The sequence below is a fragment of the Aquicoccus sp. SU-CL01552 genome, from assembly GCF_040365005.1.
In the GTDB taxonomy this organism is placed as follows: domain Bacteria; phylum Pseudomonadota; class Alphaproteobacteria; order Rhodobacterales; family Rhodobacteraceae; genus Antarcticimicrobium.
Genome location: NZ_BAABWV010000004.1, coordinates 132,993 through 155,236, shown reverse-complemented (window position 1 = coordinate 155,236; position 22,244 = coordinate 132,993). Strand labels below are relative to the sequence as shown.

Below are 22,244 nucleotides of genomic sequence, written 5' to 3'. Positions count from 1 at the left end.
TCCGTTTCCCCCCTCACACGCGTTCGATGATGCTGGCGATGCCCATGCCGCCGCCGACGCACATGCAGATCAGCGCGCGCTTGAGGTCGCGCCGCTCCAGCTCGTCCAGCATGGTCGAGACCAGGCAACCGCCGGTCGCGCCCAGCGGGTGGCCCATGGCGATGGCGCCGCCCGCCACGTTCAGTTTCTCGTCCGGCACGTCCAGGTCCCGTTGCAGCCGCAGCGCGACCGAGGCAAAGGCCTCGTTGATCTCGACCAGGTCGATGTCGTCGATGGTCATGCCGGCCTTGGCCAGCGCCTTTTGCGAGGCCGGCCCGGGGCCGGTCAGCATGATGGTGGGGTCGGTGGCGGTCAGTGCGATGGACACCACCCGCCCGCGCGGGGTCAGCCCCAGGTCCTTGCCCGACTGTTCATTGCCCAGCAGGATCAGCGAGGCGCCGTCGACGATCCCCGAGGAGTTGCCGGGGGTGTGCACGTGATCGATCCGCGCCACGTTCGGGTACTTGGCCAGCGCCACGTCGTCGAACCCGAGCGCGCCAGGCATGGCAAAGGAGGGTTTCAGCGCGCCCAGCTTCTGCATGTCGGTGTCGGGCTTGATGAAATCGTCCCGCTCCAGGATCGCGATGCCGTTCTCGTCGCGCACCGGCACGACCGAGCGGTCGAACCACCCCGCGTCGCGGGCATGTGCCGCGCGCCTCTGGCTTTCCAGCGCAAAGGCGTCGACGTCGTCGCGGCTCCAGCCCTCGATGGTGGCGATCAGGTCGGCGCCGATGCCCTGCGGCACGAAACCGGTCTGCATCGCGGTTTCGGGATCCTCGGCAAAGGGGCCGCCGTCGGCGCCCATCGGCACCCGGCTCATGCATTCGAAGCCACCGGCACAGACCATGTCCTCCCAGCCGCTGGCAATCTTGGCGGCGGCGGTGTTGAAGGTGTCCAATCCGCTGGCGCAGAACCGGTTGAGCTGCGCGCCGGGCACGGATTCATCCCAGCCGGCCTTTTGCAGCGCGATCTTGGGCAGCACCGCGCCCTGTTCCATCACCGGGGTGACGCAGCCCAGCATGACGTCATCGACGCGGGCGGTGTCCAGATCGTGCCGCGCCTGCATTTCGGTCAGCAGGGTCGTGACCATGTTCACCGGCTTGACCTCGTGCAGGCTGCCGTCCTGTTTCCCCTTGGATCGGGGCGTGCGGATCGCGTCGTAGATATAGGCTGTTTCGGTCATCTGGGCCTCCTCCCGGATTCAATGACGCGCCCGGATGCCGCCGGGCGTGCGTTGCGGCGGATTTGAACAGGCCGGCCGAAATCAAGTCAACGGCACCCCGGCCCCGTTCCGGGCCTGTGACGTAACGAAGTTCCCGGCACGGGCAGGCCGCTGTCGGTCGGGGGAAGGGCAACGCGACGCTTGACATGGCAGGGGGGGCTGGGAAATCCTGACTGGGCGATCAGTCAGGATTCGGGGAGGGGGTCTGATGTCGTCACATGCTGCCCGCACCGGCTCCGGGCCGGGTCAGGGCGAAAGCCGGCAGGATGCGATCCTGGATGCCGCCGAGCGCGTGTTCGCCGCCGATGGCTACCAGGGGGCGGCGATGCGGGCGATCGCCGAGGCGGCCGGTGTGGCGCAGGGGCTGATCCATTACCACTTCAAGACCAAGGAAAAGCTGTTCGAGGCGATGGTCGTCCGCCGCTCGGGCCAGATCAACGAACGCCGCGCGGCGCTGGTGGCGGATCTGTTCGCCCACGGGGATCCGCCGCGTCTGGAACAGATCGTCGAGGCGCTGTTTCGCCCCACCATCGAGACCGGGCTGGACCTGGCCCGCGACGGCGGCGCCTTTGCGCGGATCCTGGTCTCTTTCGCCAATTCGGCGGACCCGCGCGACCAGAGGCTGATCGAGATCCATTACGACCCGATCGCGCAGACCTTCATCGAGGCGCTGATGCGGATCGAACCGGGGCTGAGCCGGGCCGATGCGGTCTGGGCCTACATGTTCGCAATCGGCGTCGGCATGACGATGATGGCCAAGACGGGGCGACCGAAACGGCTGTCGGGCGGGGTCTGCGACGATGGCGATGCCGAGGCGATGCTCAGCCGCATCGTGCCCTTCATCTGTGGCGGGGTGCGGGCCTTGGTCGAGGAATAACAAACGACACGTTCATCCAATTACGGGAGGAGAGGATGATGAAAACGATAAGGACAGGGCTGCTGGCCGCCGTTGTGGCGCTGGGCGGATGGGGCGCCGCGCCGATGGCGCAGGCGGCGGACATGAGTGTCACCATCGTGGCCGGCCACCCGCCGGTGTTCCGCTGGGTCAAGCACGCCAGCCAGACCTTCATTCCGGCGGTCAACGCCGCGCTTGAGGGCACCGGCCATTCGATCACATGGTCCGAGCAGTACGGCGGCTCGCTGGCCAAGGTGGGCGACGAACTCGAGGCGGTGGAAGAGGGGCTGGCCGAGATCGGGCTGGTCTCGTCGCTGTTCGACCCGGCCAAGTTGAGCCCGCAGAACGTGACCTATTTCACGCCTTTCGTGTCCAGCGATTCCACCCTCGTCAGCTCGTGGATGGACGAGTTGCAGCACTCCAACGCCGACATGCGCGCGGCCTGGGAGGAGAACGGGCTGGAATACCTCGGCGGCGGTATCGGGATCGACGATTACCTGCTGATGACCAATTTCCCGGTCAATTCGATCGACGATCTCGACGGCCACAAGATCGCCGCGCCCGGCCCGGCAGTCAACTGGCTCAAGGGCACCGGCGCGGTCGGGGTCTCGGGCAACCTGACCACCTATTACAACGAGATCAAGACCGGCGTTTACGACGGGGTGATCGTCTTTGCCTCGGCCGCGCTGCCCGGCAAGCTCTACGAGGTGGCGCCCTATATCACCAAGGTCGGGTTCGGCGCGCAATATGCCGGCGGCATCGCGGCCAACAAGGATTGGTACGACAGCCTGCCGCCCGAGGTGCAGACGGCGCTCAAGACGGCGGCCAAGGCCGACGCCGAGGCCTACCAGCAGGATCTCGATGCCAGCGTGACCAAGTTCCTCGGCCTGATGCAGGAGCAGGGCGCGACCCTCACCCAGGTCGACCAGGGCTTCCGCGAACAATGGGCCGCCGGGATGGACAACGTGGCGCGGCTCTGGGCCGAGAAACTCGATGCCGAGGGCAAGAACGGCAGCGCCGTGCTCAAGGCCTACATGGACACCATGCGCGCCGCCGGGGCCACCCCGGTGCGCAACTGGGATCAGGAGTAGGGGCGGTGCGGCGCCCGTGTCCGGGCGCCGCACCACCGAACCACGCATGAACACCCATTCCCCTCAACACGCCGGCGGCCCCGCGCTGCCGCGCTGGTTCCTTGCCCTGCGCCGCGCCGTCGACCTGGTGACCGGCGGGCTCAACGTGGCCGGCACCTTGCTGATCCTGGCGCTGATGCTGCTGGTCAACGCCGACGTGATCGGGCGCGGCGCCTTTTCCGCGCCGATTTCCGGGGTGCCGGAAATGGTTTCGATGTCGATCGTCGCCATCGTCTTTCTTCAGATCGCCCAGACCTTTCGCAAGGGGCGGCTGACCCGTGCCGAGGCGCTGATCACCACGCTCAGGGCACATGCGCCGCGCCTGTCGCTGGGGGTGGAACTGCTCTTTGCCATCGCCGCCGCCGTGCTGGTCTGGATCCTGTTCTCGGCCTCGCTGCCGCTGTTCGAAAAGGCATGGGCGCGCGGCACCTACGAGGGGACGGTGGGCGATTTCACCGCGCCGATCTGGCCGGTCAAGCTGATCATCCTTGTGGGCTGTGCCGCGCTCTGGGTGCAGCTGGTGCTGTCGGCCTGCGAGAGCCTGTTGCGACTGTTGACCAGAGAGGACCGCGCATGACCCCCTTCGAGATCGGGCTGACCTCTTTCGGGGCGATGGTGGCGATGGTCTACCTCGGGTTCTGGGTACCGTTTGCACTGATGCTGTCCTCTTACGTCGGCGTCTGGATGATCAAGGGCTCGCCGTTGCTGGCCGGCAAGCTGCTGGCGCTGGCGGCCTCGGAAACCATCTCCAGCTATTTCTTCGGGGTAGTGCCGCTGTTCGTGCTGATGGGCTACCTCGTGTCGGTCACCGGCATGGGGCGCGATGCCTTCGACGTGGCCAACCACCTGTTCCGCCGCTTTTCCGGCGGCCTCGGCATCGGCACGGTCGGCGCCAACGCGATCTTTGCCGCGATCACCGGCATCTCCATCGCCTCGGCCGCCGTCTTTACCCGTATCGCGGTGCCCGAGATGATCCGCCACGGCTATTCCCCGCGCTTCTCGGTGGGGGTGGTGGCGGGATCCTCGGTGCTGGGGATGCTGATCCCCCCCAGCCTGCTGCTCATCCTGTACGGCCTGCTGACCGAGCAATCGGTGGGCGACCTGTTCATCGCCGGGGTGATCCCCGGGCTGCTGCTGGCCGTGATCTTTGCCGGCAGCATCTGGCTGACGGCGCGGTTCCGGCCACAGGCGCTGGGCGCGACGCACGGGGTCGACGACATGCCGGTGCTCAGCCGGGGCGAGGTGGCAAAGAAGGGCCTGCCGATCGCCACGCTGATCGGGCTGGTGCTGGGCGGGATCTATGGCGGCTTCTTCACCCCGATCGAGGCCGGCGCGGTCGGCTGCCTTGGCGCCATCGTCATCGGGCTGGTCCGGCGCAGCCTTTCGGCCCGGGATTTCTGGCAGGTGCTGACCGATACCGGGCTGGTGACCGCCGCGATCTCGTTCCTGATCATCGCCGCACAGATGTATTCGCGGATGCTGGCGCTGTCCGGTGTGCCGATGGGGTTCGGAGATTTCGTGGCCCATGCCGATATCGGCTTCTGGGGGGTGATCCTGGCCTATGTGGTGCTGGTCATCGTGATGGGCACGATCCTCGACAGTTCCTCGATCATGCTGATCCTTGTGCCGCTGATGCTGCCGGTGCTGACGCAGATGGGCGTCGACCTTATCTGGTTCGGCATCGTCACCATCGTCGCGGTGGAAATCGGGCTGCTGACGCCGCCCTTCGGCATTTCCGTCTTCGTGATCAAATCCGCGCTGGATGATCCCGACATCCCGCTGGGCGAGATCTTTCGCGGCGCCGCCCCCTTTGCGCTGATGATGCTGGCGCTGCTGGTGCTGGTGATGATCTTTCCCTCTCTCGCAACCGTACTTGTGCACTAGAAAAGGAGGCTGCCCATGGCACGCCGTTTCGTCGATCTCTCCGTTCCCCTCGAAATGGGCATCGTATCGGACCCGCCGATCATGCTGCCGGAGATCGAATACATGACCCACGACCAGACCGCCGAGCAGGTGATGGCCTTTTTCCCCGGTCTGAAAAAAGAGGATCTGCCGGGCGGCGAGGGCTGGGCTGTGGAACGCCTGAGCATCGCCACCCACAACGGCACCCATCTGGACGCGCCCTATCACCACCATTCGACCATGAGTAACGGCGAGCGCGCGATCACCATCGACGAGGTGCCGCTGGAATGGTGCTTCAACCCCGGGGTCAAGCTGGACTTCCGTCACTTCGACGACGGCTACGTGGTCTCCGCCAAGGACGTGGAGGCCGAGTTGAAACGCATCGGCCACGAATTGAAGCCGCTGGACATCGTCGTCGTCAACACCTCGGCCGGGGATCACTACGGAAAGGACGACTACCTTGTGAAAGGCTGCGGCATGGGGCGCGAGGCCACGCTCTACCTGCTGGAGCGCGGGGTGCGCGTCACTGGTACCGACGCCTGGAGCTGGGACGCCCCCTTTGCCCTGACGGCGCAGCAATACGCCCAAAGCCACGATCCCTCGATCATCTGGGAAGGCCACCGCGCCAGCATGGATATCGGCTATTGCCACATGGAAAAGCTGACCAATCTCGACCAGCTGCCCGGCGACGGGTTCGAGATTTCCTGCTTTCCCTACAAGATCAAGGCCGCCAGTGCCGGTTTCACCCGCGCCGTGGCGATTTTCGAGGAGGATTGAGATGAGGCTTGCAACCGTCAGTTACCGGGCCGGCGACCGCGTTGTCGCCGCGCTGTCCGACGATCGGCTGATCGACCTGCACCGCGCCGCCCAACTGGCGGGCGGGGACGCGGCGCATTTCGTCGACATGATGGCGGTGATCCATGGTGGCGAGGCGGCGCTGGCGCTGGCCCGTGCTCTGATCGAGACCGCCGATGACCGCGCGATCCTGCTGCAAGGCGAGGTCGCGTTTCGCCCGCCGCTGATGCCGGTGCAGTACCGCGATTGCCTGGTATTCGAGGAGCACCTGTTCAACTGCCTGCGCGCCTTTGGCCAGCCCGAGCCGCAATTGCCCCCGGTCTGGTACGACCAGCCGATTTATTACAAGGGCAACCGGATGTCCTTCATCGGCCACGGGCAGGACGTGATCTGGCCCGGCTACGCCGAGCATCTGGATATCGAGTTGGAACTGGCGATCGTCGTCGGCAAGACCGGCAAGGATATCAAGGCGGGCGAGGCCGAGGACTACATTTTCGGCTATACCATCCTCAACGATGTCTCGGCCCGCGATGCCCAGACGAAGGAGATGCCGGGCCAGCTCGGTCCCGCGAAGGGCAAGGATTTCGACACCGGCAACATCCTCGGCCCCTTCATCCTGACCGCTGACGAGGTGGCGCACCCGGTCGCGCTGGACATGGAGGCGCGGGTCAACGGGGAACGCTGGGGGGGCGGCAACAGCGGCCAGATGCATCATGATTTCGGCCGCATTCTGGAGCACATCTCCTCTTCCGAAACGCTTTACCCGGGCGAGGTGATCGGCTCGGGCACCGTCGGCACCGGCTGCGGGCTGGAGATGGGCAAGCGGCTGGCACCCGGTGACCGGTTCGAACTGGAGATCGAGGGGATCGGCGTTCTGGCCAACCGGATCGTGAAACCGTGAGCGGTGCGATCACGCCGGAAACCGCACCGCCCCGCGCGGTGGTGCGGTTCGACTGCACCGGTCGCGCAGTCGGCAAGATGCGCAACGAACTCGACGTGCGCATGGTCGAGCCGATGGAAGAGCACTTTGAACTGGCCACCGACGAGGGGCCCTTTCACGGCGGTGATGCTTCTGCGCCGCCGCCGCTGGCACTTTTCGTCGGCGGTCTGACCGGATGCATCATGACCCAGATCCGTGCCTTTGCGAAACGCATGGGCGTCGCCCTGAACGACCTTCAGGTCGAGGCTCGCGTCGCATGGGATTGGGAGAAGGCCGGGCGATTGTACGAAACGGCGCCCAAATTCTTCGAAATCGACGTGCTGATCGACAGCGACGCGCCGCTGGACCTGCAGCTCGACCTCGTGCAGGCGGCGAGGAAAGGCTGCTTCATCGAGCAGACCCTGGGGCGGGAAAACCGGATCACCCACCGCCTGAAGACGGCCGAAGGATGGGTTGCGGCGGATGACAGGCGCGCGTTCGACCCGGACTGACGCCATGTTTTTCTGGACAGGGGCGCCGCGATCCTTCCTGCTGTAGAAAAGCGCAGGGGAGGGCGTGATGGAATTCGACTACGTGATCGTCGGCGGGGGATCGGCGGGTTCGGTGCTGGCCGCGCGGCTGAGCGAGGACCCGAAAGTCAAGGTTTGCCTGCTCGAGGCCGGTGGCGCCGGCAAGCACATCCTGATCCGCGCGCCCGCCGGCGTGGTGGCGATCCTTCCGGGGCATGGCAAGATCAGCAACTGGGCCTATGAGACCGTGCCGCAGGCCGGGCTCAATGGCCGCAAGGGGTACCAGCCACGCGGCAAGGCGCTGGGCGGCTCCAGTGCGATCAACGCCATGCTCTACGTGCGCGGGCATCGCTCGGATTATGACGGCTGGGCCGATCTGGGGTGCGATGGCTGGTCCTGGGACGAGGTGCTGCCCTATTTCCGACGCGCCGAAACCAACCAGCGCGGGGCGGATGATTTCCACGGCGACGCCGGCCCCTTGCAGGTGTCGGACCAGAACGATCCGCGTCCGCTCAGCCGGGCCTTCGTCGAGGCGGCGACCGAGATGCAGCATCGGCGCAGCGCCGATTTCAACACCGGCGACAACGAGGGGGTGGGCCTGTACCAGGTGACCCAGTTCCACGATCCGGCGCGGCGTGGTGAACGGTGCTCGGCGGCGGCGGCCTATCTGCATCCGGTGATGGACCGACCGAACCTGACGGTGATCACCCGCGCTCATGCGACCCGCCTGCTGTTCGACGGCAAGCGCGCGACAGGTGTCACCTATCGGCGCGGACGCGCGGAGAAAGCGGTGCGCGCGCGGCGCGAGGTGCTGCTGTGCGGGGGAACCTTCAACTCGCCGCAGTTGCTGCAATTGTCCGGCGTGGGCAACCCCGACGACCTGCGCCCGCACGGGATTGAGACGGTGCATGAGCTGCCCGGCGTGGGCCGGAACCTGCAGGACCACCTTGATTTCATCCTCGCGCACAAGAGCAAGGACACCGACAATTTCGGCATCGGTGCAAAGGCCACCGCGAACCTGGTCAGGCACATCCTGCGCTGGCGGCGCGACGGCGGAGGCATGGTGACCACGCCCTTTGCCGAGGGGGCGGGGTTCCTCAAGACCGACCCGGCGCTGGACCGCCCGGATATCCAGCTGCACTTCGTGATCTCCATCGTTGACGATCACGCCCGCAAGTTGCACCTGGGCCACGGGTTCAGCTGCCATGTCTGCGCGTTGCGCCCATACAGTCGGGGCACGGTGACCTTGGAAAGCGCCGATCCGCTGGCCGCCCCCGCGATCGACCCGCAGTTCCTTTCCGATCCGCGTGACCTGGAGACCACGATCAAGGGCGCCCGGATGGCGCGCGCGATCCTGCAGGCCCCGGCCTTGGCACCCTATCGCGACAAGGAGCTTTTCGGGGTGCGCGACGGGCTGAGCGATGCCACTTGGGCAAGCCATATCCGCGCCCGGGCCGACACCATCTATCACCCGGTCGGCACCTGCCGGATGGGCGTGGACGAGATGGCGGTGGTCGATCCCACCCTGCGGGTGCGCGGGCTGCAGGGGCTGCGGGTGGTCGATGCCTCGGTGATGCCGACGCTGATCGGTGGCAATACCAATGCGCCCACCATCATGATCGCGGAAAAGGCCGCCGACATGATCCGCGCCGAGGCCGAGAACATGGGCCGGGTGGCCTGAGACGGGTCAGCCCGTCGCGCGCTCCAGCGCCCGGGCGACCAGCCCGGGCAGCGCCTCGAAATGATTGAACCGCGCCAGGTGCGGCAGCGCCTCGACCGGTTGCTTGCGATAGCCCTCGGTGAACAGAAGGAAGGGAACCTGCGCCCGCTCGGCGGTCTCGGCGTCCACTTCGCTGTCGCCCACGTAAAGCCCCTCCCCACCCAGCGCGGCGAAGGCGGCCCGCAGCGGCGCGGGATCGGGTTTCTTGACCGGCAGGCTGTCGCCGCCGATCACCGTGTCGAAATACTGCGCGAGGTCGAGCTGGGCGAGGATGTCGCGCGCCGGCGCGGCGGGCTTGTTGGTGCAAATGCCAAGGATGAAGCCGCCCGCGCGCAGGCTGTCCAGCGCCTCGGTCAACCCGGGATAGGGCCGGGTGCGCGCGGTGCTTTCGGCGTCGTAGAACGCCAGCGTGCGTGTGGCCAGTTCCGCGTGCCGCTCCATCGGCAGATCGCGGGCACGCATGGCGCGTTCCACCAGCTTGGGCAGCCCGTTGCCGATGAAGGAGATCACCGTCGGCAGATCGAGCGGTGCCTGCCCCTCGCTCTCCAGCATCTTGTTGGCGGCGGCGCGGATATCGGGCGCGCTGTCCACCAGCGTGCCGTCGAGGTCGAAGATGATCGCGGTCACGCCGCCCCCTTCCATTTGATCGAGCAGCCCATCGAGGGGACCTGCTCGGCCGGTCCCTGCCCGGTCTCGGCAACCTGTTTCATTGCCTCGAAGAGGTCACGGCGCAGTTCCGGCGGACCGGCCTGCTTGCGCGAGGCATCGAGGCGGCCACGATATTGCAGCCCGAGATCGGAATTGAAACCGAAAAAATCCGGCGTGCAGGCGGCGCCATAGGCGCGCGCGATGCTTTGATCCGCGTCATGGAGATAGGGAAAGGGAAACGCCAGATCTTCGGCCAGCTTGCGCATGTTGTCGAAACTGTCGGCGGGATAGGTCGCGGCATCGTTGGAACTGATCGCCGCCACGCCCACGCCCATTTCCATCAACTCGCGCGCATCGCGCAGGATGCGGTCACGCACCGCGATGACATAGGGACAGTGGTTGCAGATGAACATGATCAGCGTGCCCCGTGGCCCCGCCACATCGGCCAGCGTGCAGATCCGCCCATCGGTGGCGGGCAGGGTGAAATCCGGGGCGTTCCAGCCGAAATCGCAGACGGGCGGGGTGGTGGCCATGATCTGTCTCCTGTTCTGTCAGGTGGTCTCGGGCACGAAACGATAGCCATCGCCGTCACGCTCGGCCCGGCCGATGCCGCCATCGGGCAGGTGAAAGCCGATCAGGCGCATCTGCTCATGGGCAAGCTGGTCGAGCAGCTTGACGCGGATCGCCGCCGCCCGTTCCTGATCCTGGTCCGAGCCGGAGTGCCATTCCGGTCGGGCAAAGGCCATGTGAGGATTGCCGATGCAATCGCCCACCACCATCGCCGCCTCGGAGCCCGAGCGCAACTCGAACGCCATGTGGCCCGGCGAATGACCAAAGGTGGCCCGCGCCGCGACGCCGGGCAGGATCTCGTCGCCGTCGTCGAAGAAGGTGATCGCATCCTCCAGCATGTCCAGCCGCCGCTTGGCCCCGACCGCAAAGGCGGTGCGCCCGCTGTCGATGGTATCCACGGTCTCGGGGTTGTACCAGTAATCCCACTCGGCGCGGCCCATCATGTGCTCGGCCTCCGCGAACAGCGGATCGTCGAAGTCGTCGAGTACGCCCCAGAGGTGGTCGGGATGGCCGTGGGTGAAGACCACGTGGGTGACATCCCCGGGCGAGACCCCGGCGGCCTCCAGCGCCGCCAGCAACTCGCCCGCCGTGGGCTGGAACCCGCTGCCCGAGCCGGTGTCGAACAGCACCACGCGGTCGCCGTCGCGCAGGAGCGTCACGTTGCAGGCGGGGGTGAGCGGGGCGCCGGGGTCGATGCCGCGCTCGGCCAGCAACGGGGCAAGCTCGCCCTGCGGCATCGGTTCGAATATGAAATCGGGCGGTAGCACCAGGTGTCCGTCCAACAGCGTCTGCACCTGCATGGTGCCGAACCTCAGGCTGGTCTCGGCCCAGGCGCGTGCCGTGCCAAGCCCGGTCAGTGCCAGCCCGGCACCCGCGCCCTGCAGGAATGTCCTCCGTTTGATCTCCATCTCGTGCTCCTCCCGTTCATGTCCCTGATCACACATATAGTTGCATTCGCACATGTGAATGACAACGGGAGAGCACCCTCAGGCTTATCTCCCCTGTGCCGCCTCGCGGATGGCGCGGATGTTCTGGCCATAGACCTCTGGGCGCTCGACCGAGCCGCCCTTGAACACCGCCGAGCCGGCCACCAGCACGTCGGCGCCGGCATCGGCCACCAGCGGCGCTGTGGTCGGATCGACACCGCCGTCGATCTGGATATGCACCGGGCGGGTGCCGATCATCCGGCGCAGTTGCTTGACCTTCTCGACCTGGGAATGAATGAACTTCTGCCCGCCGAAGCCGGGGTTCACCGTCATCAGGCAGACCAGGTCCACCATGTCGAGCAGGTACTCGACCGAGGACGCCGGCGTGCCGGGGTTTAGTGCCAGCCCGGCCTTGCAGCCCGCCGCGCGGATCGCCTGCAGGGTGCGGTGGGGATGCGGTCCGGCCTCGACATGGGCGGTGATCACATCGGCCCCGGCCTCGGCATAGGCGGCGATATAGGGATCGACCGGCGCGATCATCAGGTGCACGTCCATCACCGTCTTCACATGGGGCCGGAAGGCTTTGACGGCGGGCGGGCCGAAGGTGAGGTTGGGCACGAAATGGCCATCCATCACGTCGACATGGACCCAGTCGGCGCCCTGGTCCTCGATGGCGCGGATTTCCTGCCCGAAGTTGGCGAAATCAGCGGACAGGATCGACGGCGCGATCTTGATGGAACGGTCGAAACTCATGGTCGGGCTCTCCTGTTCGGGTCAGACGGGGACCGGGGGCGGCGCGCCCGCCCCCGGCGAGATCAGGCGGCGGAGTTCAGCCGCAGCGCCTTGCGCCAGTCGGGGAACAATTCGTCGGCGTCGTTCGGGAAGCTTTCGAAGGCGCGGGCGAATTCCTTGTGGTCCTTGGCGAACTCCAGCGGGTCGGCGCCCTCTTTCCAGCATTGTTCCGCCTGCCGCAGCGAGGTGGCCCCCGCCGCCGCGCCGTCGATATGCCCGAACGAGCCGCCACCGGCGGTCAACACCAGGTTGGAATGGCCGAGGTTGCCGAAAAACCCCGGCATCCGCAGCGCGTTCATGCCGCCCGAGATAATCGGCGTGGTCGGCGCCATGCCGTGCCAGTCCTGGTGGAAATAGGGACCATCGGCGCTGTCCTCGGTGATCATGTAGGCGATGGCGCGGTCGCTGGCCTCGCCCTCCATCTTGCCAAAACCCATGGTGCCCACGTGGATGCCTGAGGCCCCCTGCATCCGCGCCATTTTCGACAGCACGAAGGCGGTATAGCCGCGCTTGGCCTGCGGTGAGGTGACGGCGCCGTGGCCGGCGCGGTGGTAATGCAGGTACTGGTTGGGAAAGCCGCGCCGCGCGGTGGTGATCGCCGCCGGGCCGGTGACATAGCCATCCACCAGGAAGGCGACGTGATCGGCGTTCTCGCCGAAGGCCTCCAGGATGAATTCGCCGCGCGCCATCATCTCGTGGTGATCGTCGGCGGTGATGTTGGCCGAGAAAAGCTTGGCCTCGCCGGTCTTGTCCTGCGCCCGCTTCATCGCGTCGGCGACCAGCGGAATGGTCTCTCTCAGCGGCGCGAACAGCTGGTTGCCCTGCGGCTCGTCATTCTTGATGAAATCGCCGCCCAGCCAGAAATCGTAACAGGCATCGGCAAAGGGTTTCGGTCGCAGGCCCAGCTTGGGCTTGATGATGGTGCCGACGATGAAACCGCCGTCCACGTGCGGCCGCCCCAGCACCCGCCACAGATCGCTGATCGTGGTCGAGGGGCCGTCGAACAGCCGCAGGTACGCGGGCGGCACGTAGAAATCGTGCAACTTGGCGTATTCGACATCGCCCATGCCCTGGTTGTTGCCGATCGCCAACGTCAGGAACGAACAGATCATCGCCCGCCCGTCGATGATGTTGCGGTCGAACAACTCGATCGGATAGGCGATCTTCGTCAGTTCCCTGTCCGGGTCGATCTCGTAGACCAGCGCATCGACGCCGCGGGTAAAATCATCGGTTGTGGAGACATCCACATTGGTGCCGGTCGAGCTTTCGGCGGCGAAATGGGCGGCGGTGGCGAGATAGGAGCCAAAGCCGGGTTTCGGTTTCATGATGTAGGCCACCAGCACGTGCTGGCCGCCGGCGATCAGGTCGGCCTCCTTCAGGTCGAGGCGGGCGTAGCGGTTGGATTGATCCATTTGGGTTTCCTCCTTGGGGTCCCGGCTGTGATTACTCGGCCGCCCGGGGTGCGGCGATCTGGGGGGCAAGCGCGCCCGCGGCATAGCGGGCGGCCATATCGTCCATCGGGACGGGCTTGATGCGGGCCGCGTGGCCCGAGGTGCCAAAGCGCTCGAACCGGTCGGTGCACAGCGCCTTGAGCGCGTCCATCGCCGGGATCAGGAACTTGCGCGGATCGAACTCGGCCGGGGCCTCGGCGGCGACCCTGCGGAACTGCCCGGTCATCGCCATCCGGCAATCGGTGTCGATGTTGACCTTGCGCACGCCCATCCTGATGCCGCGCTCGATCTCTTCGACCGGCACGCCGTAGGTTTGCGGCATCTCGCCGTCATAGGCGTTGATGATGTCCTGCAATTCCTGCGGAACCGAACTGCTGCCGTGCATGACAAGGTGGGTGTCGGGCAGCTTCTCGTGGATCGCGGCGATGGTCTGCATCGACAGGATATCGCCATCCGGCTTGCGGCTGAACTTGTAGGCGCCGTGGCTGGTGCCGCAGGCAATGGCGAGCGCGTCGCATTTCGTGCGCATCACGAAATCCACCGCCTGGTCGGGATCGGTCAGCAACTGGTCCTGCGTCAGCTTGCCGACCGCGCCCGAGCCATCCTCTTCGCCCGCTTCGCCGGTTTCCAGCGAGCCCAGCACGCCCAGTTCGCCCTCGACGCTGGCCCCGACCGCATGGGCGGCGGCGGTGACACGGGCGGTGATCCCGACGTTGTAGTCATAGCTCGCCGGGGTCTTCATGTCCTCTTCCAGCGAGCCGTCCATCATCACGCTGGTAAAGCCGTGGCGGATCGCGGTGAGGCAGGTGGCGTCGTTGTTGCCGTGGTCCTGGTGCATCACGATCGGAATGTCGGGAAACATCTCGGCCAACGCCTGCACCATGTGGCGCAGCATGATGTCGCCCGCGTAGGAGCGCGCACCGCGGCTGGCCTGCAGGATCACCGGCGCGTCGCATTTTTCCGCCGCGCGCAGGATCGCCAGCCCCTGTTCCATGTTGTTGATGTTGAAGGCGGGAACGCCGTATCCGTGTTCCGCCGCGTGGTCCAGCAATTGCCGGAGCGTGATCAGTGCCATTTCGGGCCTCCTTGCCTCAAGCGGCTGCGGCGGCGCCGTTCAGCGCCGCGATACCGGGGAGCGTTCTGCCCTCCAGCCATTCCAGGAATGCCCCACCGGCGGTGGAGACATAGGTGAAGTCTTGGGTGACGCCCGCCGTGTTCAGCGCCGCGACGGTGTCGCCGCCACCGGCGACACTGACCGCGTGCCCCTGCCGGGTGCGCGCGGCGGCACTTCGGGCCAGTTCCACGGTGGCCACGTCGAAGGGCGGGACCTCGAAGGCGCCCAGCGGGCCGTTCCACAGGATCGTTCGAGCGCCGTCCAGCACCGATTGGAATGCGGTCAGGGCCTCGGGGCCTGCATCGAGGATCATCGCGTCGGGCGGGCAGGCAAAGGCATCGGTGATCAGCCCATCGGCACCGGCGCGAAACTCCCGCGCCACCACCACCTCCTGCGGCAGGTGCAGGGCACAGCCGGATGTCTCGGCCAGGCGCCGGATCTCGCGGACGGTCGCGATCTGGTCGGGTTCGTGCAGCGACTTTCCCATCGGCGCGCCGTCGGCAAACAGGAAGGTGTTGGCCATGCCGCCGCCGATGATCACCGCGTCGAGCCTTTGCACCAGGTTCTTGAGCACGGCGATCTTGCTGGAGACCTTGGCGCCGCCGACGATGGCCACCGAGGGCCGCCGGGGCGCGTCGAGCGCGGTGCCGAGCGCGTCCAGCTCTTCGACCAGCAGCGGCCCCGCGGCGGCGGGGAGAAGACGGGCCAGCGCCTCGGTCGAGGCATGCGCCCGGTGGGCGCAGGAAAACGCGTCGTTGACAAAGATGTCGCCCAGCCGGGCAAGCTGCGCGGCAAAACCGGGATCGTTGGCGGTCTCGCCCGGGTTGAGGCGCAGGTTCTCGCACAGCAGCGCCTCGCCATTGGCAAGCTGGTGCGACAGGATCACAGCGGACTCGTCGGCGCAGACATCGGAAAACCGCACCGGAACCCCCAGCGCCTCGGCCAGCGCCGGGCGGAACTTGTCCACCGAATAGCTGGAATCAAGCTCGTTTGACTCGGGGCGGCCGAAATGGGTCAGGATGACCAGCCGCGCGCCGCGCGCCAGTAGCGGGCGCATGCCCTCGGCGAACCGGTCGATCCGGGTGGTGTCGGTGATCCGCCCGCCCTCGGTCGGCACGTTCAGGTCGGCCCGGACCAGCAACCGCTTTCCGGCGACATCCATGTCACTGATGCGCGCGATGCTCATCCGACCAGCCCCATGTGAACCGCGTTGTCGGCCATGCGGCAGGAAAACCCCCATTCGTTGTCGTACCAGGCCATGACGCGGACCAGCGATCCGTCGATCACCCGGGTCTGGTCGGCGGCGAAGTTGCACGAATGGGTTTCATGGTTGTAATCGACCGAGACCTTGGGTTCGGTCTCATAGCTCATGATGCCGCGCATCGGGCCCTCGGCCGCCTCGGCGATGATCGCGTTGATCTCCTCAAGGGTGACCGATTTGCCGGGGCGAAAGGTCAGGTCCACCGCCGAGACATTGGGCGTGGGCACCCGGATGGCGGAACCGTCGAGCTTGCCCTTGAGGTCTGGCAGCACCTCTCCGATGGCCTTGGCGGCGCCGGTGCTGGTGGGGATCAGCGACATGGCGGCGGCGCGGGCGCGGTAGAGGTCGGAATGCCGGCGGTCCAGCGTCGGTTGATCGCCGGTATAGGAATGCACCGTGGTCATCAGCCCCTGCTCGATACCCACCGCGTCGTGCAGGGCCTTGGCCATCGGCGCCAGGCAATTGGTGGTGCAGGAGCCGTTGGAGACGACGATCTCCGAGGGTTTCAGGTCTCGGTGATTTACGCCGAATACCATGGTGCGGTCGGCGCCCCTGGCCGGTGCCGAGACGAGGACCTTTTTCGCGCCCTGTCCCAGGTGCACGGCGGCGGCATCGCGGGAATTGAACTGACCCGAGCATTCCAGCACCACGTCGACGCCCGACCAGTCGAGGTCCTTGGGGTCGTAGGTCGAGAACACCTCCATCGGGCCGTGGCCCACGTCCATCGTGGTCCCGTCGATGCGGATCTCGCCGGAAAAGCGGCCATGCACGCTGTCGTATTTCAGCAGATGCGCGGCGGTCTCGATCGGGCCGGTGGCGTTGAGCTTGACCACCTCGATGTCGTTGCGGCCGCTCTCGGAAATGGCGCTCAGGGTGCACCTCCCTATTCGGCCAAAGCCGTTGATTGCAACTTTGATTGTCATTTCAACCTCTTAGGCTAAGAGTTCGCGCGCTTTCGCGGCGGTTTGGTCGGCGGTGATGCCGAAATGCTCGTACAGCTCGGGGGCGGGGGCCGAGGCGCCGAAACCGGTCATGCCGACAAAGCCGTCCTCGGGGCGCAACAACCCCTCCCACCCCTGCCGGACGGCGGCCTCGATCCCGATGCGGGGGGCGGTGCCTAGGACAGAGGTCCGATAGGCGGCGTCCTGGGCGGCGAACAGTTCGAAACAGGGTGCCGAGACGACCGCCGCCCTGATCCCGTCCCGCGCCAGCAGGTCGGCAGCGGCGCAGGCGATTTCCACCTCCGATCCGGTGGCGATCAGGGTGAGGTCGCGCTTCCCGTCCGCCCCGCGCAGCAGGTAGGCGCCACGCGCGGTCCGGTTCTCCTCGGTGTGCTCATAGCGCAGGGTCGGCAGACCCTGGCGCGACAGGCACAGCACGCTGGGGGTCTTGTCGCTGGTCGCGGCCAGTTCCCAGGCCTCGGCGGTCTCGACCGCGTCGGCGGGGCGGAACAGGGTCAGGTTGGGCATCGCGCGCAAGGATGCCATGGTCTCAACCGGCTGGTGTGTCGGGCCATCCTCGCCCAGCCCGATGCTGTCATGGGTCATCACGTAGATCACCGGGCGCTGCATCAGCGCCGAAAGCCGGATCGCCGGGCGACAGTAGTCGGCGAAGGCCAGGAAGGTGCCGCCGTAGGGCAGGAACCCGCCATGCAGCGAGATCCCGTTCATCGCCGCCGCCATGCCGTGTTCGCGGATGCCGTAGTGGATGTAATCCCCGGCATAGTCATCGCGGCTGACCGGGGTCATGGCGCTGGTGCGGGTGTTGTTCGATCCGGTCAGGTCGGCCGAACCACCGATGGCATTGGGCAGGGTCGCGTTGACCACCTCCAGCGCCATTTCGCTGGCCTTGCGGGTGGCAACCTTGGGGGCCTCCTGCGACAGCTTTGCCTTGTAGGCGGTGATCGCGGTGTTGAGCGCGGTGGCATCGGGGGCGGCGAGCGAGGCGGCGAAGGCCTCGGCCTTCGGGTCGGTCTGAAACCGGGCCTCCCATTCCGCGCGGGCTGCGGTGCCACGGGCGGCGACGGCGTGCCAGGCATCATAAACCTCTTGCGGGATCTCGAACGGCGGGTGGGACCAGCCCAGCGCGGCCCGGGTGGCCGCGATCTCCTCTTCGCCCAGCGGCGCGCCATGGGTGGCGGCGGTTCCCTGCTTGGTCGGGGCACCGAACCCGATCACCGTCTTGCAGGCGATCATCGAGGGGCGGCCATCGGCGCGGGCGGCCTCGATGGCGGCGGCAATCGCCTCCTTGTCGTGGCCGTCCACCGCCTGCACTTGCCAGCCAGCGGCGGCAAACCGCGCCTGCTGATCGGTCGAGGTGGACAGATCGGTGGAGCCGTCGATGGTGATGCCGTTGTCATCCCAGAACAGGATCAGCCGGCCCAGAGCCATGTGGCCGGCCATGTCGATCGCCTCGTGGCTGATCCCCTCCATCAGGCAGCCATCCCCGGCGATCACATAGGTGAAATGGTCGACCAGACCGTCGCCGAACCGCGCGTTGTGCATCCGTTCGGCCAGCGCCATGCCGACGGCGGTGGCGATACCCTGGCCCAGCGGACCGGTGGTGGTTTCGATCCCCTTGGCATGGCCGTATTCGGGATGCCCTGCGGTGCGAGAGCCCATCTGCCGGAAGTTGCGGATCTGCCCCATGTCCATGTCGTCGTAGCCCAGCAGGTGATGGATCGCGTAAACCAGCATCGAACCATGCCCCGCGCTCATCACGAACCGGTCGCGGTCGGGCCACCTGTCCGCCGCCGGGTCGATCCGAACGAAGCGGTTGAACAGAACGGTTGCCACGTCGGCCATGCCCATCGGCGCGCCGGGGTGGCCCGAGTTCGCGGCCTGCACGGCGTCCATCGCCAGCGCGCGGATCGCGTTGGCCATCAGGTCCTCGGTTGCGGCAGTGATTCGGGCTTGCTGGTTCATGACAGCCTCCTCAGGCGCGCTTGGATTCGCTCACCAACCGGTGAACCATCGGGGTGAAGATCAGTTGCATCGCAAGATCCATCTTGCCGCCGGGGATGACGATCGAGTTGGCGCGGGTCATCCAGCTGCCCTCGATCATCGAGGTGAGATAGGGGAAATCGATGCCGCGCGGGTTCTTGAAGCGGATCACCACCAGGCTCTCGTCGGCGGTGGGAATCCAGCGGGCGCAGAACGGGTTCGAGGTGTCGACCACCGGCACGCGCTGGAAATTCACGTCCGTTTCGACGAACTGCGGGCAGATGCAGTGCACATAGGCGTGCATCCGGCGCAGGATGGTTTCGGTCACCGCTTCGGTCGAATAGCCGCGGCTGGCCTTGTCGCGGTGGATCTTCTGGGTCCATTCGAGGTTGATCACCGGCACCACCCCGATCTTGAGGTCGGCGAACTTGGCGATATTGACCTCGTCGTTCACCACCGCTCCATGAAGCCCCTCGTAGAACAGCAGGTCGGAGTTGTCGGCAAAGGGCTCCCACCGGGTGAAATTGCCGGGTGCGGCGCCCCAGCGCTCGGCCTCGCTCTCGTCATGGACATAATGGCGGGTCTCGCCCTTGCCGGTTTCGCCGTAGGTGCGAAACACCTCTTCCAGCTTGCCCAGCTCGTTGGCGTCATAGCTGAAGTGGCTGAAGGTATCCTCGCCGGCGGCCTTGTGCCGTTCCAGTTCGGCCTTCATCGAGGCGCGGTCAAAGCGGTGAAACGCATCCCCCTCGATCGAGACTGCCTCGATCCCCTCGCGGCGAAAGATCTGGTCGAAGGTGGTCTTGACCGTGGTGGTGCCGGCCCCAGAGGAGCCGGTCACCGATATGATGGGATGTTTCTTGGACATTGAGTCTCCTTCAGGCGCGGAACAATCCGCGTTTGCCGAACAGGGCTGAAACCTCCTGTTCGGGCAGATCGTGGTAGGCGGTGACGCGGTCGACCTTGTCAGGGGTGCCGAAGACAAGCGGCGTGCGTGCGTGCAGCCGGTCGGGGCGCTGATCCAGGAGCGGGTCGCGGCCCGTCGTGGCACGGCCGCCGGCCTGTTCGACCAGCATGGCGATGGGTGCGCATTCATAGACCATGCGCAGCCGGCCGTGTTCGTAACCCGGGCGCGCATCGGACGGGTACAGGAAGATCCCGCCGCGCGACAGGATGCGATGGGTTTCCGCGACCAGCGAGGCGACCCAGCGCATGTTGAAATTCTTGGCGCGCGGCCCGGCGTCGCCCTGCAGGCAGTCGTCGATATAGGCCCGCACGGGTTTCGACCAATGGCGATAGTTCGAGGCGTTGATGGCGAATTCCGAGGAGTGATCGGGGATCGTCATCCGGTCGCCGGTCTGGTGGAACAGCCCGTCGCGCGGATCATGCACGAAGGTCAGGACCCCGTCGCCGAAGGTGACCACCAGCGCGGTCATCGGGCCATAGATGAAATAGCCCGCCGCGATCTGTTCCCGGCCCGGGCGCAGAAAGCTTTCCTCAGCCTCGTCGCGGGCGGGGCGGATCGAAAAGATCGTGCCGATCGAGACGTTCACATCAATGTTGGAGGAGCCGTCCAGCGGGTCGATGGCCAGCGCAAGCGTGCCGGTGTCGTCGATCGCCTCGACGGTTTCGCGCTCTTCGGAGGCGTACCAGCGCACGCCGGTGCCGGGCAGGGCGGCGGCAAAGGCCTCGTCCGCGATCACGTCCAGCGCCTTCTGATGGTCGCCGTCGGTGTTGCTGCCGACCTCGGCGCCCAATGCGCCGCCCAGCGGACCGCGGGCGATCATCTGGGCGAGGTCGGCCGCGACACGGCTGAGTGCCTGCATCGGGGCGTCCAGCTGCGCCGGGATCAGCCCGGCGGGGGCAAGCAGGCAGGGTTCGTTTTTCAAGGTGTAATCCTCCGTCCTCGGAAAGTTTGATATCTGCAGTCCGGTATTATAATGAATTTAAAACTTGTGAAATAAGATTAGATTTCCCTGAATGAGGCGGCTCAACTCCATAACATTCAAGCAGTTGCGCGCACTCGACGCGGTCTGTGAAATCGGTGCCATCAGTTCGGCGGCCGAGATGTTATCGCTCACACCTCCCGCGGTGCACAGCCAGCTCCGCGCGCTGGAAGAGAATTTCGGCTGTGCCCTGGTGAGTCGCACCACCGGGGGATTCGCCCCGACCGAGGCGGGAACCGCGCTTTTGACCGCCTATCGCACCACCCGCGCCGCGCTGGAACGCGCGGTGCGCCAGATCGATACGCTGGGCAAGGGGCTGTCCGGCACGGTGGTCCTGGGGGTGGTCAGCACCGCCAAGTACTACGCACCGCGTCTCGTGGTCCTGTTGCGCTCCGCCTTTCCCGATATCGACGTGGTGCTGCGGATCGGCAATCGCGCCCGGATCATCCAGATGATCGAGACCGGCGACATCGACCTTGTCATCATGGGGCGGCCGCCGCGACAGCCGGCGGTCGAGGCACGGTCGATCGGGGATCACCCCCACCTCTTGGTGGCGCCACCGAACCATCCGCTGACCCGGCTCGACCGGGTCACGCCCGACGATATCCTGTCGCAGCATTTCGTGATGCGCGAAGAAGGGTCGGGCACGCGGATTCTGACCATGCGGTTTCTCGACGAGATCGGAGAGGGGCGCGAGTACGCCTATACCGAGATGGAATCGAACGAGACCATCAAGCAGGCGGTTGCGGCCGGGCTGGGGGTGGCGATCCTGTCGGGCCATACCGTCCACGAAGAGCTGAAGTCGGGCCGGCTGGTGGCAATCCCTGCCGAACGCCTGCCGATCCTGCGGCATTGGTTCGTGCTGCACGGGGCCGACCAGGAACTGTCGCAGCCCGCGACACGGGTAATGGACTGGATCGTCGCCAACCCCGACCGCTTCCTGCCCGGAGGCGCGCGGGTGGACTAGAAAAACGTTAAATGTCCCGGCTTGACAAACATTATCATTTTACTCAGGAATAGGGATATTCAGCCAACCCGCACCGTGCCGGGTGAGCCAGCCGCACACCACGGGACGAAACCGATGCGCCAATTTGCATACCCTGCCTGTTCGCCGGCGCGCCCGGCGGGCTGCGCCCCGCGCCGGCGGGATGACGTCTGGACCCTTCTTTTCGAGATCGGCCTCTGGCCCGGTCTGTCCGTGGATGCGGTGATCGACAGAATCGAGACCGAGACAAGGACAAACAGATGACCTTTTACAGCCCCGACACCCAAACCGATCAGGCCCAGCCCGTGTTGCCCGCCCACCGCGCCGAGGATCTGACCAGCGGCGGACGCCTGGCCCACATCGCCCTTGGTGACCAGGTCTACACGCTGCGCATCACCCGCGCCGGCAAGCTGATTCTCACCAAGTAGGCAACGGCCCCCGCCAACGCCGCACCTCGGGG

At 66.3% G+C, this 22,244-nt stretch carries 22 protein-coding genes; 10 read left to right on the top strand and 12 right to left on the bottom strand.

The features are described from left to right. Positions 1-13 precede the first annotated feature (13 nt). Positions 14-1,222, bottom strand: a complete 1,209-nt coding sequence (locus tag ABWV23_RS06435) for an acetyl-CoA C-acetyltransferase (RefSeq protein WP_353346134.1) — start codon at positions 1,220-1,222, stop codon at positions 14-16. Between the two features lie 247 nt (positions 1,223-1,469). Between ABWV23_RS06435 and ABWV23_RS06430 the strand changes: the two genes are divergently transcribed. From ABWV23_RS06430 to ABWV23_RS06395, 8 genes are all read left to right on the top strand, one after another. Beyond that, positions 1,470-2,138, top strand: coding sequence for a TetR/AcrR family transcriptional regulator (locus tag ABWV23_RS06430; protein WP_353346132.1), 669 nt, complete (start codon positions 1,470-1,472; stop codon positions 2,136-2,138). A gap of 38 nt (positions 2,139-2,176) precedes the next feature. Further along, positions 2,177-3,247, top strand: a complete 1,071-nt coding sequence (locus ABWV23_RS06425; RefSeq protein ID WP_353346130.1) for a C4-dicarboxylate TRAP transporter substrate-binding protein — start codon at positions 2,177-2,179, stop codon at positions 3,245-3,247. A gap of 46 nt (positions 3,248-3,293) precedes the next feature. After that, positions 3,294-3,863, top strand: a complete 570-nt coding sequence (locus ABWV23_RS06420; RefSeq protein ID WP_353346128.1) for a TRAP transporter small permease subunit — start codon at positions 3,294-3,296, stop codon at positions 3,861-3,863. Then, positions 3,860-5,170: a TRAP transporter large permease gene (locus ABWV23_RS06415; RefSeq protein WP_353346126.1), complete on the top strand. Its 1,311-nt coding sequence runs from the start codon at positions 3,860-3,862 to the stop codon at positions 5,168-5,170. The genes ABWV23_RS06420 and ABWV23_RS06415 overlap by 4 nt, the downstream gene beginning before the upstream one ends. A 15-nt stretch (positions 5,171-5,185) precedes the next feature. Beyond that, a complete protein-coding gene (locus ABWV23_RS06410; RefSeq protein WP_353346124.1) occupies positions 5,186-5,965 on the top strand; it encodes a cyclase family protein in 780 nt (259 codons plus the stop codon). Position 5,966: 1 nt separating this feature from the next. Next, complete coding sequence (locus ABWV23_RS06405) at positions 5,967-6,884, top strand: fumarylacetoacetate hydrolase family protein (protein ID WP_353346122.1); 918 nt, start codon at positions 5,967-5,969, stop codon at positions 6,882-6,884. Next, a complete protein-coding gene (locus ABWV23_RS06400; RefSeq protein ID WP_353346120.1) occupies positions 6,881-7,414 on the top strand; it encodes an OsmC-related (seleno)protein in 534 nt (177 codons plus the stop codon). The genes ABWV23_RS06405 and ABWV23_RS06400 overlap by 4 nt, the downstream gene beginning before the upstream one ends. A gap of 67 nt (positions 7,415-7,481) precedes the next feature. Beyond that, entirely contained in the window at positions 7,482-9,113 is a 1,632-nt protein-coding gene (locus ABWV23_RS06395; RefSeq protein ID WP_353346118.1) for a GMC family oxidoreductase, read from the top strand. 6 nt (positions 9,114-9,119) lie between these two features. Here ABWV23_RS06395 and gph read toward each other — a convergent pair whose 3' ends face one another. The 11 genes from gph to ABWV23_RS06340 form a co-directional block, all read right to left on the bottom strand. Further along, complete coding sequence (gph, locus tag ABWV23_RS06390; RefSeq protein ID WP_353346116.1) at positions 9,120-9,779, bottom strand: phosphoglycolate phosphatase; 660 nt, start codon at positions 9,777-9,779, stop codon at positions 9,120-9,122. Beyond that, the gene (locus ABWV23_RS06385; protein WP_353346114.1) at positions 9,776-10,333 is read right to left on the bottom strand and encodes a thioredoxin family protein; all 558 of its coding nucleotides are present in this window, start codon (positions 10,331-10,333) and stop codon (positions 9,776-9,778) included. The genes gph and ABWV23_RS06385 overlap by 4 nt, the downstream gene beginning before the upstream one ends. A gap of 18 nt (positions 10,334-10,351) precedes the next feature. Next, positions 10,352-11,278: an MBL fold metallo-hydrolase gene (locus ABWV23_RS06380; protein ID WP_353346112.1), complete on the bottom strand. Its 927-nt coding sequence runs from the start codon at positions 11,276-11,278 to the stop codon at positions 10,352-10,354. Between the two features lie 84 nt (positions 11,279-11,362). Continuing rightward, positions 11,363-12,049: a ribulose-phosphate 3-epimerase gene (gene rpe / locus ABWV23_RS06375; RefSeq protein ID WP_353346110.1), complete on the bottom strand. Its 687-nt coding sequence runs from the start codon at positions 12,047-12,049 to the stop codon at positions 11,363-11,365. A 62-nt stretch (positions 12,050-12,111) separates the two neighbouring features. Next, positions 12,112-13,500 (bottom strand): ribulose-bisphosphate carboxylase, encoded by a 1,389-nt coding sequence (locus ABWV23_RS06370; RefSeq protein WP_353346108.1) that lies wholly within the window; start codon positions 13,498-13,500, stop codon positions 12,112-12,114. Positions 13,501-13,531: 31 nt separating this feature from the next. Beyond that, positions 13,532-14,614, bottom strand: a complete 1,083-nt coding sequence (gene fba / locus ABWV23_RS06365; protein ID WP_353346106.1) for a class II fructose-bisphosphate aldolase — start codon at positions 14,612-14,614, stop codon at positions 13,532-13,534. Between the two features lie 16 nt (positions 14,615-14,630). Then, positions 14,631-15,839 (bottom strand): phosphoglycerate kinase, encoded by a 1,209-nt coding sequence (locus tag ABWV23_RS06360; protein WP_353346104.1) that lies wholly within the window; start codon positions 15,837-15,839, stop codon positions 14,631-14,633. Then, the gene (gene gap, locus ABWV23_RS06355; protein ID WP_353346102.1) at positions 15,836-16,837 is read right to left on the bottom strand and encodes a type I glyceraldehyde-3-phosphate dehydrogenase; all 1,002 of its coding nucleotides are present in this window, start codon (positions 16,835-16,837) and stop codon (positions 15,836-15,838) included. The genes ABWV23_RS06360 and gap overlap by 4 nt, the downstream gene beginning before the upstream one ends. Before the next feature lie 9 nt (positions 16,838-16,846). Further along, complete coding sequence (tkt, locus tag ABWV23_RS06350) at positions 16,847-18,838, bottom strand: transketolase (protein ID WP_353346100.1); 1,992 nt, start codon at positions 18,836-18,838, stop codon at positions 16,847-16,849. 10 nt (positions 18,839-18,848) lie between these two features. Further along, on the bottom strand, positions 18,849-19,721 hold the full coding sequence (locus tag ABWV23_RS06345) for a phosphoribulokinase (protein ID WP_353346098.1): 873 nt from the start codon (positions 19,719-19,721) through the stop codon (positions 18,849-18,851). Positions 19,722-19,731: 10 nt separating this feature from the next. Beyond that, positions 19,732-20,742: a class 1 fructose-bisphosphatase gene (locus ABWV23_RS06340; RefSeq protein WP_502901604.1), complete on the bottom strand. Its 1,011-nt coding sequence runs from the start codon at positions 20,740-20,742 to the stop codon at positions 19,732-19,734. A 91-nt stretch (positions 20,743-20,833) separates the two neighbouring features. Between ABWV23_RS06340 and cbbR the strand changes: the two genes are divergently transcribed. Together cbbR and hemP are read left to right on the top strand one after the other, a co-directional pair. After that, positions 20,834-21,766 carry a LysR family regulator CbbR gene (cbbR, locus tag ABWV23_RS06335; RefSeq protein WP_353346096.1) on the top strand — a complete coding sequence of 311 codons (933 nt, stop codon included), beginning with the start codon at positions 20,834-20,836 and terminating at the stop codon, positions 21,764-21,766. A 278-nt stretch (positions 21,767-22,044) separates the two neighbouring features. Further along, on the top strand, positions 22,045-22,212 hold the full coding sequence (gene hemP, locus ABWV23_RS06330; RefSeq protein WP_353346094.1) for a hemin uptake protein HemP: 168 nt from the start codon (positions 22,045-22,047) through the stop codon (positions 22,210-22,212). Positions 22,213-22,244: the final 32 nt, after the last annotated feature.

Excerpts from the sequence above, each read along its gene's own strand:
- ABWV23_RS06420 (WP_353346128.1), top strand. The coding sequence starts at position 3,294 with ATGAACACCCATTCCCCTCAACACGCCGGCGGCCCCGCGCTGCCGCGC.
- cbbR (WP_353346096.1), top strand. The coding sequence starts at position 20,834 with ATGAGGCGGCTCAACTCCATAACATTCAAGCAGTTGCGCGCACTCGAC.
- ABWV23_RS06395 (WP_353346118.1), top strand. The coding sequence starts at position 7,482 with ATGGAATTCGACTACGTGATCGTCGGCGGGGGATCGGCGGGTTCGGTG.
- ABWV23_RS06380 (WP_353346112.1), bottom strand. The coding sequence starts at position 11,278 with ATGGAGATCAAACGGAGGACATTCCTGCAGGGCGCGGGTGCCGGGCTG.
- ABWV23_RS06415 (WP_353346126.1), top strand. The coding sequence starts at position 3,860 with ATGACCCCCTTCGAGATCGGGCTGACCTCTTTCGGGGCGATGGTGGCG.
- ABWV23_RS06385 (WP_353346114.1), bottom strand. The coding sequence starts at position 10,333 with ATGGCCACCACCCCGCCCGTCTGCGATTTCGGCTGGAACGCCCCGGAT.
- gap (WP_353346102.1), bottom strand. The coding sequence starts at position 16,837 with ATGACAATCAAAGTTGCAATCAACGGCTTTGGCCGAATAGGGAGGTGC.
- ABWV23_RS06360 (WP_353346104.1), bottom strand. The coding sequence starts at position 15,839 with ATGAGCATCGCGCGCATCAGTGACATGGATGTCGCCGGAAAGCGGTTG.
- ABWV23_RS06405 (WP_353346122.1), top strand. The coding sequence starts at position 5,967 with ATGAGGCTTGCAACCGTCAGTTACCGGGCCGGCGACCGCGTTGTCGCC.
- ABWV23_RS06410 (WP_353346124.1), top strand. The coding sequence starts at position 5,186 with ATGGCACGCCGTTTCGTCGATCTCTCCGTTCCCCTCGAAATGGGCATC.
- ABWV23_RS06345 (WP_353346098.1), bottom strand. The coding sequence starts at position 19,721 with ATGTCCAAGAAACATCCCATCATATCGGTGACCGGCTCCTCTGGGGCC.
- ABWV23_RS06435 (WP_353346134.1), bottom strand. The coding sequence starts at position 1,222 with ATGACCGAAACAGCCTATATCTACGACGCGATCCGCACGCCCCGATCC.
- ABWV23_RS06370 (WP_353346108.1), bottom strand. The coding sequence starts at position 13,500 with ATGGATCAATCCAACCGCTACGCCCGCCTCGACCTGAAGGAGGCCGAC.
- hemP (WP_353346094.1), top strand. The coding sequence starts at position 22,045 with ATGACCTTTTACAGCCCCGACACCCAAACCGATCAGGCCCAGCCCGTG.
- rpe (WP_353346110.1), bottom strand. The coding sequence starts at position 12,049 with ATGAGTTTCGACCGTTCCATCAAGATCGCGCCGTCGATCCTGTCCGCT.
- ABWV23_RS06430 (WP_353346132.1), top strand. The coding sequence starts at position 1,470 with ATGTCGTCACATGCTGCCCGCACCGGCTCCGGGCCGGGTCAGGGCGAA.
- fba (WP_353346106.1), bottom strand. The coding sequence starts at position 14,614 with ATGGCACTGATCACGCTCCGGCAATTGCTGGACCACGCGGCGGAACAC.
- tkt (WP_353346100.1), bottom strand. The coding sequence starts at position 18,838 with ATGAACCAGCAAGCCCGAATCACTGCCGCAACCGAGGACCTGATGGCC.
- ABWV23_RS06425 (WP_353346130.1), top strand. The coding sequence starts at position 2,177 with ATGAAAACGATAAGGACAGGGCTGCTGGCCGCCGTTGTGGCGCTGGGC.